General features: G+C 68.6%; 10 protein-coding genes. 1 reads left to right on the top strand and 9 read right to left on the bottom strand.

Annotated features, from left to right (window positions below; all coding sequences use genetic code 11):
* Positions 1–14 precede the first annotated feature (14 nt).
* From AC3WQR_RS23960 to AC3WQR_RS23920, 9 genes are all read right to left on the bottom strand, one after another.
* Positions 15–491 carry a DUF2269 family protein gene (locus AC3WQR_RS23960; protein WP_492744089.1) on the bottom strand — a complete coding sequence of 159 codons (477 nt, stop codon included), beginning with the start codon at positions 489–491 and terminating at the stop codon, positions 15–17.
* A complete protein-coding gene (locus AC3WQR_RS23955; protein ID WP_492744087.1) occupies positions 488–865 on the bottom strand; it encodes a DoxX-like family protein in 378 nt (125 codons plus the stop codon). The genes AC3WQR_RS23960 and AC3WQR_RS23955 overlap by 4 nt, the downstream gene beginning before the upstream one ends.
* Positions 862–1,368: an SRPBCC family protein gene (locus tag AC3WQR_RS23950; RefSeq protein ID WP_159279106.1), complete on the bottom strand. Its 507-nt coding sequence runs from the start codon at positions 1,366–1,368 to the stop codon at positions 862–864. The genes AC3WQR_RS23955 and AC3WQR_RS23950 overlap by 4 nt, the downstream gene beginning before the upstream one ends.
* On the bottom strand, positions 1,349–2,488 hold the full coding sequence (locus tag AC3WQR_RS23945) for a saccharopine dehydrogenase family protein (protein ID WP_492744084.1): 1,140 nt from the start codon (positions 2,486–2,488) through the stop codon (positions 1,349–1,351). The genes AC3WQR_RS23950 and AC3WQR_RS23945 overlap by 20 nt, the downstream gene beginning before the upstream one ends.
* Entirely contained in the window at positions 2,485–4,095 is a 1,611-nt protein-coding gene (locus AC3WQR_RS23940) for an FAD-dependent oxidoreductase (protein ID WP_492744082.1), read from the bottom strand. The genes AC3WQR_RS23945 and AC3WQR_RS23940 overlap by 4 nt, the downstream gene beginning before the upstream one ends.
* 117 nt (positions 4,096–4,212) lie before the next feature.
* Positions 4,213–5,769 carry a polyamine aminopropyltransferase gene (locus AC3WQR_RS23935; RefSeq protein ID WP_370680733.1) on the bottom strand — a complete coding sequence of 519 codons (1,557 nt, stop codon included), beginning with the start codon at positions 5,767–5,769 and terminating at the stop codon, positions 4,213–4,215.
* Entirely contained in the window at positions 5,766–5,984 is a 219-nt protein-coding gene (locus AC3WQR_RS23930; protein WP_062473571.1) for a DUF350 domain-containing protein, read from the bottom strand. Before AC3WQR_RS23930 ends, AC3WQR_RS23935 begins: the two co-directional genes overlap by 4 nt.
* Positions 5,985–6,044: 60 nt before the next feature.
* Positions 6,045–7,526 (bottom strand): DUF4178 domain-containing protein, encoded by a 1,482-nt coding sequence (locus AC3WQR_RS23925; RefSeq protein ID WP_070063341.1) that lies wholly within the window; start codon positions 7,524–7,526, stop codon positions 6,045–6,047.
* A gap of 106 nt (positions 7,527–7,632) precedes the next feature.
* Complete coding sequence (locus tag AC3WQR_RS23920; RefSeq protein WP_101490731.1) at positions 7,633–8,682, bottom strand: SPFH domain-containing protein; 1,050 nt, start codon at positions 8,680–8,682, stop codon at positions 7,633–7,635.
* 176 nt (positions 8,683–8,858) lie between these two features.
* Here AC3WQR_RS23920 and AC3WQR_RS23915 point away from each other — a divergent pair, with 176 nt between their 5' ends.
* Entirely contained in the window at positions 8,859–11,207 is a 2,349-nt protein-coding gene (locus AC3WQR_RS23915) for an NADP-dependent malic enzyme (RefSeq protein WP_062473579.1), read from the top strand.
* Positions 11,208–11,234 lie beyond the last annotated feature (27 nt).

Genomic DNA, 11,234 nt, shown 5'->3' with positions numbered 1-11,234 from the left:
GCCCGTCTCGAACGTCAGAACGAAAGTGCGGGCTTGTTCACCATCAACCAGAACACGACGGCCATGGCCACGAAGGCCGGGTAGCCCAGCAGTTCCCAGTAGCGCTGGTAGCGCAGATACAGCGACGGCAGCGCGGTGCCCTCGCGATGCGCCTGCGCCGCCAGGGCCGCCATGCGGATCTGCAGCCACACCACCGGCAGCCAGCACGCCCCCGCGAACGCGAACAGCCCCAGCGACAACGCCAGCCACGGCGTCGACAGCGGCCAGCCCGCCAGGTGCGCCAGCGCGAAGCCGGTGACCGGCTGCAGGATGACGGTGGGCGTGGTGAACCACCAGTCCGCGCGCACCACCAGCCGGCTCACCACCGCCTGCGCCGGCACGCTGCCGCTGCGGTTGGCAAAGAACATGTAGAAGGCCGACCCCAACCCCGTGCCGACCATCAGCACGCTGGAGACGATGTGCAGCCACTTGAGGACGAGGTAGGTGTTCATGGCGTGGCGCGTCGGTACAGATGCCAGAGCAGCGCGGCGATGGGCAGGTTCTTGAGCAGCGGGCCCAGCGGATGCAGCCACAGGTCCGGTTGCAGCGCGGTCGCCACGAGCGTCATGGCGAGCATCAACGCAAAGGCGGCCAGGTAGACGGTGCGGCCGGGTCGCAGCCACAGCGCCAGGCCGACCGCAAGATCGGCCGCCGCGCCGCCGACGATCAGCACCTGCACCAGCCACGGCGGCGAGGCGATGCCCGCGTCGGCCAGCACGCGCCGGCTCTGGCCGTCGAGTTCGACGATGCTGGCGACGGCGGTGAAGAGCCAGACGGTGACGAGGCTCAGGCGCAGCAGGCGGTCGTCGTCACGCGTCTTCGTCATGCCGCGTCGCTCCCATGCTGTGCCCGTTGCCACTGAACGACCTCGTCCGCATGCCCCGCGAGAAAGTCGCGCATGCGCGCGAAGCGCCGCTGTGTCTGCCGCGCGAAGACCTGGGCCACCACGGGCTCCAGCAACCAGCGCAAGGCTTTCGGTCCGGCTTCGATGGTGTAGACGTAGATCAGCACCGAATGACCGGGCTGTGTGTCCCGGTGTCGCATCGATGCGGCCCAGCGGCTGAAAGGAAAGGAACGGCCGACCATCGACGCCGCGGCCACATGCGGCCGGTCGAAAGTGACGAAGCGCGTGCGCATCGACAGGCCGCGCAACCAGCCGCCGCCGGTGTTCTCGGTTTCCGCGCCCACGAAAGGGCAGGGCGCGCCGCCCACCACGCGGGCGTTGCCGACCAGCGAGTCCCAGCGCGCACGCCAGACGTGATAGTGGAAGGCATCGAAGACCACGTCGGCCGGCGCCGGCATGTCGAATTCAAAGCGCTGGTGTGCCATGGCCTGCTGCGCTTGCCCCTTCGTCGATCACGTCCGTCACCATGCCCCAGCGCGCGAACTCGGGGTCGAACTCGGGCAGCGCGAGCAGCCCGGCGCAGGCGTGCGCGCCCACCGGCAACGCCTCGCCGCGCGCGAGCCGGCGCGCCAGCAGGATGGCGGCCATGCAGGGAATCTCGGGGCCGTGGTTGTCGTCGGCCGCGATGTGCCAGGCGCGGCGCGCGATGGCGCCGTGCGCATCGGTGCCTTCGACGCGCACCACCATGCCGCCCAGCGCGGTGCCGAACGCATCGAACACGCCACCCGTCGCGTGCAGCAACGGCGCCAGCTTCTGCGGTGCGCGCAGCAGGCCCGCGCGGCGCAGGAACGCCAGGAAAGCGAAGGCGTGCTGGGTCAGGCCGACTTCGAGTGCGGCGCGGAACATGACCGACTGCACGCCGGCGTAGCGCGCCGGAAAGAGTTCGAGATCGGGGATGTCGCACAAGGCGCCGCGGCGCGGCTTCATGCGCGCGAACTGCACCTTCGCGGGATGCGCCCAGCCGGGCTGCTCGGTCCAGCGGCCGCCCTGCCAGACGCGGATCGGCGCGCCGCAGTAGGCGAGCACGCCCGCGAGCGTGGCTTCGCCGCGCGGTGCGCCCTGTGCCGGCGCGATGCAGATGTCGATGCTGCGGATGCCTTGCCAGCCGGCGGCGAGGTGATCGACCACCGCCGACGACAGCGCGGGCACGGTGCTGGCGCCGGTCACGGCGGTGCGGCCTGCGCTGCGGAAGGCGGCGTCCATCGCGGCGGGAAAATCGCAGACGAAGCGCCGGCCGTCGGCCAGGTCGATGTAGTGCGCGCCGGCGGCTGCCACGGCCTGCGGCACGCGGTAGTCCTGGCCCTGGAACGGGCCGGCGGTGTGGATGACGAGGTCCACACCCAGGAAGCCCAGCCCCTGCGCGAGGTCGGGCGACTGCGCATCGACGCGCACACCGCGTGCACTGCCGCCCAGCGATTGCGCAAAGGCCGTGGCCCGCTCGAGGTCGCGCCCGCCGACGTACAGCTCGATGCCCGGGTCCTGCGCCAGTGCGCGGCTGATGCGCGCACCGAAGTTGCCGTAGCCGCCGAGCACCAGCGTCTTCATGCGAGGCTGGCTCCGGCGATGTGGCCGCGCGTGAAGGCTTCCTCGAAGATCGAATAGCCCGACCAGTCCGCGTGCGCGAACGACAGCCGGCCCGCGGCCACGCGGTCGCCGTGCGCGCCGATCTGCGCGAGCAGCCCGGGTCGCGGGATCGACATGGCGTGCCCATAGCGCGTGATCTCGACGCGCGTGGCGAGCGCGGGCAGGTCGGGGTGCGGCACCGACAGCTCGGCCAGCAGCTCGTCGCGCCATGCGGTCCACGGGCGCTCGAGCAGCAGCTGGCGGCCGTCGCCGGTGTCGTAGCCGCTCGGGCCCAGCGGGCGGTACCAGCTGAGCACGGTGCCGCGCGGCGTGGGGTCGAGCGCCTGGTGGCGCGCATCGACGTAGCCGAGGCCGCGCGTGCCGTAGATCACGTTGTCCCAGCTCGGCGCGGCGCCGATGCGGTCGGCCAGCGGGCCACGCAGGTGCACGTTGGCGACCAGCCACGGCGCGTAGCGCACGTGCGCGGCGGCGCTCGTCAGCAGCGAGGGCGGGTTCTCGACCACGCGCGCGGCGATGAAGACGGGCAGCGCGACGATGCAGCGCTCGGCCTGCCAGCGCACCATCGATTTCGAGGCCGCATCCCACGCATCGACCTCGACGCCGCCGCGCCCTTCGGCGATGCGGGTGACGACCTGGCCGGTGTGCAGGCGCTGGCCCAGCGGCGCGGCCAGCTGCTTCGTGAGCCAGCCGTTGCCTTCGGGCCAGGTGAGCACGCCGTCGCGATCGGGGTTGGTGTCGTTGACGCTGCCACTCGCGTCGCCGGGCGCATGAAAGCCGTGCCGGCTCGCGAAGTAGTGGATGCCGGCCCAGGCCGACACCTGCGCGATGCCGGCACCGTAGTCGTCGCGGCAGCAGTAGTCGAGGTACCAGCGCAGATGGGCATCGTCGAAGCCTTCGCGGTCGAGCCAGCCCGCGAAGGGCACGGCGTCGAGCGCGAGCAGCTCGGGCGTGACGGCGAAGCGCAGCGTGGGAATGGCGAAGTGGGCAGCGTGTTGCAGCGCGTCGATGCGCTGCGCGAAGCGGCGGTACTGCGCCTGCGTGCCGGCGCCCACGTCGTGCACGGGCAGCAGCCCGTCCTGCCATTCGCCGCGGAAGAACAGGCGCTCCTGCGGGCTGTGGCAGAGGTGGCGCTCGTCGTAGGTCCAGCGGCCGGCCACGCGGCGGCGCAGGCCGAGTTCTTCGAGCAGGTCCTGCACCTCGTGCGCGTCGTCGCCGGGCGTGGGCAGGTAGTGCGCGCCGAGCGGGCAGGCAATGCCGCCGACCGAGCCGCCGCGCGCGTTGCCGCCGGCGGTGTCTTCGAGTTCGAGCAGCGCGAAGTCGTCGATGCCCGCGAGACGCAGCGCGCGTGCGGCCGCCAGGCCGGCAACGCCGCCGCCGGCGATGACGACGCGGGTGCGCTTGACGGTGGCCGGGGCCTGCGACTTGAGCGTGGCGTCGCGCATGGCGTGGCCGCGCGCGACATCGATGCCGGTGAAGCCGCCTTCGATAACCGGCGGTGGCGCCTCGCAGCCGGCCAGCGCCAGGGCGCCTGCACCGGCAGCGACGCCAAGAAAGCCACGGCGCCTCATGGCACACGGTTCCTTCGTGGAACACCGCGGAACCGGCTTTGCCGGGCCGCAGGTGTTGCCCCCGGCAGGGGGTTGGCGAAGTGACACGAAGTGCGCGCAGCCTGGGGGCGAGCCATATCAGTGCGCCATGACCTTGCCCCACTCCTGCTCATAAGTGGTGACCAAGGTCTGGTTCGACAGGCGGTTCACTTCGGTCGGCACGCGCGCCATGTCGAGCGGAAAGTCGAACATCAAAGGCAGCGTTGCCGGCGTGAGAAAGCGCATGCCGCCCGGCAGCGCGTCGGGCTGCCGGTAGGGCCGGTGGCTCGCAATGATGTAGCCCCATTCGCCGAAGCTGGGCACGTGCGCGTGGTACGGCGTGGCCTTCAGGCCGACCGACTCGATGGTGCTCGCCACGGTCCAGTAGCTCTTGCGCGCCACCAGCGGCGAGGTGGTCTGGATCACGGCGTAGCCGCTGGCCGACAGGCGCCGGTCGAGCAGCGCGTAGAAGCTGTTGGTGTAGAGCTTGCCGATGGCGAAGTTGGTGGGATCGGGAAAGTCGACCACGATGACGTCGAAGGTGTCGCCCTCCTGCTGCAGCCACTGGAACGCGTCGGTGTTGACCACCTTCACCTTCGGCGACGACAGCGCGTGCCCGTTGAGCGCGGCCAGCGTCTCGTGCGTGGTGAAGAGCTGCGTCATGTTCGGATCGAGCTCCACCAGCGTGACCGACTCGACCGAGGGGTACTTGAGGATCTCGCGCACCGCCATGCCGTCGCCGCCGCCGAGCACGGCGACTTTCTTGGGCGCGCCGTGCGCGGCCATCGCGGGGTGCACCAGCGCCTCGTGGTAGCGGTACTCGTCGCGTTCGGCGAACTGCAGGTTGCCGTTGAGGAACAGCCGGTGGCCGAGCGCGCCGCGCGTGACCACGATGCGCTGGTAGGGCGAGCTGGCGCTGAAGACGATGCGGTCCTGGTAGAACTTGTCTTCCGCCAGCGTGGTGATGTGGTCGGCGCCCCAGAAGGCGCCGATGAGCGCGGCCAGCGTGAGAAAGCAGGCCACCGCATGCGCGCCGGCGCGGCGCAGCTCATGGCGGAACAGCCACAGCGCCCACACGGCCACCGCGGCGTTCATCACGCCGAACAGCAGGCCGGTGCGGATCATGCCCAGCTGCGGCACGAGGATCAGCGGGAACGCGACCGACACGGCGAGCGCGCCCAGGTAGTCGAAGGTCAGCACCTGCGACACGAGGTCCTTGAGCACGATGTTGCGCTTGAGGATGCGCATCACCAGCGGAATCTCGAGCCCCACCAGCGTGCCCACCACCACCACGAGGCCGTACAGCAGCAGCCGGAACGCGCCCGGCACGTAGGCGTTGGCCAGGAACAGGATCGCCGGCAGCGCGCCGCCGATCAGCGCCACGAGCAGTTCGATGCGAAGGAAGTGCGCCGGCAGCTGCCGGTCGAAATAGCGCGAGAGCCACGAGCCGACGCCCATGGCGAACAGGTAGGTGCCGATGATGGTGCTGAACTGCAGCACCGAGTCGCCGAGCAGGTAGGAGCTCAGCGCGGCCGCGCTCAGTTCGTAGACGAGGCCGCAGGCCGCGACAACGAACACGCTGGCGAGCAGCGCGATCTCCACGGGTTGCGGCCCCCGCGCATCCGGGGTGCGCGCGGGCAGGGCCGCGTCGCTCAATGGATTGCTGCGGCCACGATGACGCTGATGCCCAGGCACATGGCGGCCACGACGAGCGCCAGCGCCCTGTTCTGCTTCTCGACGATCTCGCCCCACAGGTCATAGGGGGTGATCTTGTCGATGATCAAGAAGCAGATCCAGAAGACCACCACGCCGATCAGCGCATACACGAGCGATCCGAGGACCACGCCCGGTTTCAGCCATTCAATTCCCATGGGGACCTCCAGTCGTAGCAATAAAGAGAGAAACAAGAGAGCGCCTGCGCGCGATCTTCGTCATTTGTGGCCGCCGCCGCTCGAATAGCCGCCGTACGAACCGCCCGAGCTGCGGTACCCGCTCGAGGAGCCGCCGCTGCAGTTGCTCATCATGATCAGCACGAAGAGGATGACCACGATGACGAGGATGATCGTGCCGCAGCCCATGCCCGACGCGGCGCTCACGGGCAGCGCGTCGCCGCGCGAGAACAGGTCTTTCTTGGCGTCGAGCTTGAAGGCCGTGGCCACCGCGCCGCTGTCGATCTTGCTGCCCGACGACCACGTCAGCTCGTTGGCCGAGCGCTCCATCGAGAGCAGCGCGCCGCCGCTGGCGAAGTCGCGGTTGAAGGTCTTCTGCCCGCGCTCGACCTGCCAGTAGAACTCGCCGGCCACGTAGGTGGTCTCGGCGTTGTAGGCGTACTGCTGCTGGTAGCGCTTGTTGAGGTAGGTGGCGGTGGTGCCGTTCTCGGCCATCACGGGCGCGCCGGTGGTCGGCTTGACCATGCTCCAGCCGTCTTCGGCATCGACCAGGAAGCTGAAGCCGCGCTTCTTGTTGTACAGCAGGTACTCGTCCCAGCCGAACTGCTCGTCGTCGCCGGGCTCCTGGCCCATGCGGTGCTGGAAGCCCACCACCTGCCACTGCGCGCCCTGCAGCTGGCCCACGCTGCCCAGCGCGATGAGCGGGCGCACCGGCTCGTTCTGCTCGGCGTGCTTGAGCTCGCCGCCGATGCCTTGCGACAGGTCGATGATGCTGTTGCACGAACCGCAGGTGATGCTCTTGCTGTCGGCCAGGTTGACCGTGACGGGCGAGCCGCAATTCGGGCAGTTGAAGCTGCGGCCCTTCTCGTCCTTCGCGGATTCGTCGCGCAGGCCGGTGAGTTGCAGGTCGTCGAGCTGCACCGAGCGGCCGAGGTAGGCGGTGGGCGGGGCGGTGCCGTAGTCGATGCTGAGCACCAGCCCCTTGTCGTTGCGCAGCTCGACCATCGCGAACGGTTGGCCGAGCTCGGGCAGGTGCGGCAACTCGCCCTGCGCGGAGGTCAGCGCCACCTGTTCGTTGGAGGCGACGGTGTAGCTCTGGCCGGCGAACGCGGTGGTGGCGCCCACGCGCAGGTCGGCGGGCGGTGGCGCGGCGCGCTGCAGGTCGAAGGGCAGCGCGAAGACGTAGGCGCCGTTGTCCTCGCTGAGCACGCCGGTGCGGTCGCCGTCGAGCGCGGCGATCCACTCGGTCCAGCGCCCGCCGGGGTAGGTGTACTGCAGCCGGCCGATCAGCGTGAAGGGCTTGTCCTGGATGCGGCCGGCGGCGAACAGCTGCAGCGGGCTGAAGTCGTCGAACAGCTCGGCCATCTTGCCGGTGCGCGCGAGCGTGTCGCCCTGGCGCACGACGGTGCTCTGGCAGTACGGGCAGACCGCGTGCGTCGATTGCGCCGAGCGGAATTCGACCGGCGCGCCGCAGCCGGGGCAGGGCGCGCGGTAGTAGCGTTGGGAGCCGGTTTCCTCAGCCATGGCGCACCGGGTGCGATGGCGCGGCCGGCCACGAATGATTCAAGCCCAAAAGGCCTCTGACGCCCGCTGGGCGGGCGTCAGTCGCTATCGAAAACATTGCGACGAATCAGACGAGCTTTTTCAGCAGTTCGGCCTTCTTGGCGTCGAACTCTTCCTGCGTGAGGATGCCCTTGGTCTTGAGTTCGCCGAGCTTCTCGAGCGTGGTCATCACGTCGGCGGCGCTCACCACGGCCACGGCCGGCTGCTGCGTCGTGGCCGCGGCCTGGGCCGCGGCGTTCGGGCTCAGGCCCTGCGCGAGGTTCTGCGCCAGCACCTGGCCGAGCGCCACGCCGGCACCCAGGCCCATCGCGTCGCCCGCGATGCCGCCGCCACCGGCCGCGCCTTCGGCGAACTTGGGAATGGCCTGCGCCGTCTGGTACTGCATGAACTTGCCCATGTCGTTGCCGACCATGCCCATGCCGATCTTCTGGTCGAGGATCTTCTGCAGCTCTTCAGGCAGCGAGACGTTCTGGACCGTGATGTTCTCGAGCTTGATGCCGATCTTTTCGAACTCGGGCACCAGCTGGGTGGCCAGCGCGGTCGCGAACTGGATCTGGTTGGCCGCCAGGTCGAGGAAGGGCAGGCCGCTGGAGGCGATGGCGTTGCTGATGTTCTGCAGCACCAGGCCGCGCAGCTGGCCGTCGAGGTCGGCCACGGAGTAGATGTCGCGCGTGCCGGAGATTTCGGTGTGGAACAGCTTCGGGTCGCCGATGCGGAAGCTGTAGTTGCCGAAGGCGCGCAGGCGCACGGCACCGAAGTCCTTGTCGCGGATCGTGATCGGCTGGGGCGTGCCCCACTTCTGGTCGACCTGCTGGCGGGTGCTGAAGAAATAGACGTCGCTCTTGAAGGGGGATTCGAAGAGCTTGTCCCAGTTCTTCAGGTACGTGAGCACGGGCAGCGTCTGCGTCGTGAGCTTGTACATGCCGGGGCCGAACACGTCGGCCACCTGGCCTTCGTTGACGAACACGGCCATCTGCGACTCGCGCACGGTGAGCGAGGCGCCGTTCTGAATTTCCATCTCGGCCATCGGGAAACGCCAGGCCAGCGTGCCATCGCCGGACTCGGTCCACTGGATGATGTCGATGAACTGTTTCTTGATGAAATCCATCAGGGCCATGGTCGTTCCTCTCGAGATGTTGTCGGTTTGTGTCCCAGCCGCACATATTGCCACAGGGCTTTGACGGCGCCCCGTGCTTTTGGTCATGCCTGCCACCGGCCATGCGGCGTAGGGCGGAATGGACCGAGGTCTACAATCGGCGCCCCCAGAAGAAGCGCCACCAGGAGCAACGGCACATGTCCGATTCGACCGCATCGTCCCCTTCGACCCCCACCCCGGAAGACAAGCGCGCCCTGTTGCGCCGTGCCGCCCTCGAGTACCACGAGTTTCCCGTCCCCGGCAAGATCGCCATCGCGGCGACCAAGCAGATGGTCAACCAGCGCGACCTGTCGCTGGCCTACTCGCCCGGCGTGGCCGCGCCCTGCGAGGAAATCGTCAAGGACCCGGCCAACGCCTTCAAGTACACCTCGCGCGGCAACCTCGTGGGTGTCATTTCCAACGGCACCGCCGTGCTGGGCCTGGGCGACATCGGCCCGCTGGCCTCCAAGCCGGTGATGGAAGGCAAGGGCGTTCTCTTCAAGAAATTCGCCGGTGTCGACGTGTTCGACATCGAGATCGACGAGAAGGACCCGGTCAAGCTGGTCGAGATCATCGCCTCGCTGGAGCCCACCTTCGGCGCCATCAACCTGGAAGACATCAAGGCCCCGGACTGCTTCTACGTCGAGCGCGAGCTGCGCAAGCGCATGAAGATCCCGGTGTTCCACGACGACCAGCACGGCACGGCCATCACCGTGGCAGCCGCCATGCTGAACGGCCTGAAGGTGGCCGGCAAGAACATCGCCGAAGTGAAGCTGGTCACCTCGGGCGCGGGCGCCGCGGCGCTGGCCTGCCTGAACCTGCTGCTCAAGGTGGGCCTGAAGCGCGAAAACGTGTTCGTCACCGACCTGGCCGGCGTGGTCTACGAAGGCCGCGAAGAGCTGATGGACGACGACAAGCGCCAGTACATGCAAAAGACCGACATGCGCAAGCTGTCGGAAGTGATCGCTGGCGCCGACGTGTTCCTCGGCCTGTCGGCCGGCGGCGTGCTCAAGCCGGAAATGGTCGCCAAGATGGCGCCCAAGCCGGTGATCTTCGCGCTGGCCAACCCGAACCCCGAGATCGCGCCCGAAGACGCCCATGCGGTGCGCAACGACGTGATCATGGCCACGGGCCGCACCGATTACCCGAACCAGGTCAACAACGTCCTGTGCTTCCCGTACATCTTCCGCGGCGCGCTCGACTCGGGTGCCACCACCATCACCGACGAGATGGAGATTGCCGCGGTGCACGCCATCGCCGAGCTGGCCCAGGCCGAGCAGAGCGAGCGCGTGGCCGCCGCCTACGCCGGTGAAAAGCTGAGCTTCGGCCCCGAATACCTGATTCCGAAGCCCTTCGACCCGCGCCTGATGATGAAGATCGCGCCGGCCGTGGCCAAGGCGGCCGAGGAAAGCGGCGTGGCGCTGCGCCCGATCAAGGACCTGGACGCCTACCGTGACAAGCTGCAGAGCTTCGTCTACGCCTCGGGCACCACCATGAAGCCGATCTTCGACGCCGCCAAGCGCGCGCCGAAGAAGCGCGTGGCCTACTGCGAAGGCGAGGAAGAACGCGTGCTGCGCGCCGCGCAGATCGTGGTGGACGAAGGCCTGGCGCGCCCGACGCTGATCGGCCGTCCGGCCATCATCGCCCAGCGCATCGAGAAGTTCGGCCTGCGCCTGAAGGAAGAGCTCGACTACGACGTGGTCAACGTCGAGCAGGACCACCGCTACCGCGACTTCTGGCAGACCTACCACCGCATGACCGAGCGCAAGGGCCAGACGGTGCAGACCGCCAAGATCGAGATGCGCCGCCGCCTCACGCTGATCGGCGCCATGCTGCTGCACAAGGGCGAGGTCGACGGCATGATCTGCGGCACCTGGGGCACCACGCTGATCCACCTGCACTACATCGACCAGGTGATCGGCAAGCGCCCCGGCGGCTGCGCCAGCACCCCGCAGGACGTGCCCGTGTACGCCTGCATGAACGGCCTGCTGCTGCCCGACCGCCAGGTGTTCCTGGTCGACACGCACGTCAACTACGACCCGACGCCCGAGGAACTGGCCGAGATCACGACCATGGCGGCCGAGGAAATGATGCGTTTCGGCCTCAAGCCGAAGGCCGCGCTGCTGTCGCACTCCAACTTCGGCACCAGCAACGAGCCCAGCGCCGTCAAGATGCGCAAGACGCTCGACCTGCTGCGCGTGCAGGCGCCCTGGCTCGAGGTGGACGGCGAAATGCACGGCGACGTGGCCCTGGACAGCAAGCAGCGCGCGGTCGTCATGCCGCACAGCGCGCTCGCGGGCGACGCCAACCTGCTGGTGTTCCCCAACATCGACGCCGCCAACATTTCTTACAACCTGCTCAAGACCGCGGCCGGCGGCAACATCGCCATCGGCCCGGTTCTGCTCGGCGCGGCCAAACCTGTGCACATTCTCACGGCGAGCGCGACTGTTCGCCGCATCGTGAACATGACAGCCTTGACAGTGGCCGACGCAAACGCCGAGAGATAGGCCATTTGGCGAGAGTGGACGCCAACT

It is taken from the genome of Variovorax sp. FW305-3-2-15-B-LB1 (genome assembly GCF_058787635.1).
Note: the sequence above shows the minus strand (reverse complement) of the source record. Positions and strands in the feature narration are given on the sequence as shown.

Bases quoted from the DNA above. Each gene is read 5' to 3' on its own strand.
- AC3WQR_RS23960 (WP_492744089.1), bottom strand. From the start codon at position 491: ATGAACACCTACCTCGTCCTCAAGTGGCTGCACATCGTCTCCAGCGTG.
- AC3WQR_RS23955 (WP_492744087.1), bottom strand. From the start codon at position 865: ATGACGAAGACGCGTGACGACGACCGCCTGCTGCGCCTGAGCCTCGTC.
- AC3WQR_RS23950 (WP_159279106.1), bottom strand. From the start codon at position 1,368: ATGGCACACCAGCGCTTTGAATTCGACATGCCGGCGCCGGCCGACGTG.
- AC3WQR_RS23945 (WP_492744084.1), bottom strand. From the start codon at position 2,488: ATGAAGACGCTGGTGCTCGGCGGCTACGGCAACTTCGGTGCGCGCATC.
- AC3WQR_RS23940 (WP_492744082.1), bottom strand. From the start codon at position 4,095: ATGAGGCGCCGTGGCTTTCTTGGCGTCGCTGCCGGTGCAGGCGCCCTG.
- AC3WQR_RS23930 (WP_062473571.1), bottom strand. From the start codon at position 5,984: ATGGGAATTGAATGGCTGAAACCGGGCGTGGTCCTCGGATCGCTCGTG.
- AC3WQR_RS23925 (WP_070063341.1), bottom strand. From the start codon at position 7,526: ATGGCTGAGGAAACCGGCTCCCAACGCTACTACCGCGCGCCCTGCCCC.
- AC3WQR_RS23920 (WP_101490731.1), bottom strand. From the start codon at position 8,682: ATGGCCCTGATGGATTTCATCAAGAAACAGTTCATCGACATCATCCAG.
- AC3WQR_RS23915 (WP_062473579.1), top strand. From the start codon at position 8,859: ATGTCCGATTCGACCGCATCGTCCCCTTCGACCCCCACCCCGGAAGAC.